Origin of the sequence: Desulfobacterium sp. N47 (assembly GCF_051233685.1) — a bacterium.
Classification (GTDB): Bacteria; Desulfobacterota; Desulfobacteria; order Desulfobacterales; family RPRI01; genus RPRI01.
Genome location: NZ_JBAMMY010000115.1, coordinates 1 through 1,157, shown reverse-complemented (window position 1 = coordinate 1,157; position 1,157 = coordinate 1). Strand labels below are relative to the sequence as shown.

General features: G+C 44.8%; 1 protein-coding gene and 1 pseudogene. One reads left to right on the top strand and one right to left on the bottom strand.

Annotation, left to right across the window (positions count from 1 at the left end; all coding sequences use genetic code 11):
- Positions 1–126: pseudogene (locus VXK47_RS06960) on the top strand (IS1595-like element ISDssp6 family transposase); the annotation flags it as partial.
- A 96-nt stretch (positions 127–222) separates the two neighbouring features.
- Here VXK47_RS06960 and VXK47_RS06955 read toward each other — a convergent pair.
- Positions 223–993 (bottom strand): SDR family NAD(P)-dependent oxidoreductase, encoded by a 771-nt coding sequence (locus VXK47_RS06955; RefSeq protein ID WP_435548048.1) that lies wholly within the window; start codon positions 991–993, stop codon positions 223–225.
- Positions 994–1,157: the final 164 nt, after the last annotated feature.

Here is a 1,157-nt window from a genome sequence, read left to right as displayed (position 1 = left end):
GAGGTATGCTATCGTTTCAATCGTAGGTTTTGGAATAAGGAAGTGTTCCATCGCTTATTATTTGCTTGCGCTACAACGACCACTATAACGAGGGATGAGCTGATGTCAAAAAAGCGGGTCAGCTAAGTCAATAGGCAATTTTTGTTTTATAACGTCGCAAATCACCTGCGCTGAAAGCGTCAGGTGCATTTGCATTGTTAGGCAGATCTGGCACTCTTGTTTCTATTGGGCAGTATAACCCCCATCTATAACTAACTCGGTTCCGGTAACAAATTTAGACTCATCCGATGCAAGATACAGCACGCCGTAAGCAATATCGTCAGGATCTCCGACATGACCAATGGGGTGGCGACTATCAACCTCCTCTCTGAATGCTTGGACACCCTCCGGGGAATCTTCAGCCAGTTTCTCTACGAGGGGTGTCCAGATAAAGCCCGGATGTATGGAATTGACTCTAATATTGTCTTTTGCATAAAGCAGCGCATCATTTTTGCTCATCAGCCGAACCGCCCCTTTTGATGCATGATACGGTGGAAGGTCTGAAGCACCTACAATGCCATAAATGGAGGACATGTTAATGATGCTTCCGCTGCCCGATTTTTTCATTATCGGAATTGCATGTTTGGTACAGAAGAAAACACCGCTGACGTTCACAGCCATGACTTTATCCCATTCCTCTTTGGTTATTTCGTGCGTCGGTTTATTGACCCCGGCGATACCAGCATTGTTAACAAGTATGTCTATTGATCCGAATTTATGAGCGATATCGGCAAAAGCGCTGCTAACGCTATGTTCCTGCGAAGTATCGACATGCCAGTATTTCGCAATTCCTCCAAATTCTTCGATTTTCTCTACTACTTGTTTGCCTTCTTCATCCGCTATGTCTGTTACAGCGACCATTGCTCCTTCTTTAGCCAATTGCAAACAAACGGCTCGACCGATCCCTAATGCACCACCAGTAACGATGGCTGTCTTGCCTTCTACTCTTTTCATAATTTCCTCCTTTTTTATGCTGTGCCTAACACAAAGTTCACCGGCCGGGAACACAAACCGGCTGTGTTTTAACCACGTTTAACTCAACCAAGGTTATTTGGAAAAAAGGCGCGGGTTCCCGGTCGAGTGTGTAACGCTTTGTTATCTTTTATGCAATCTTATTT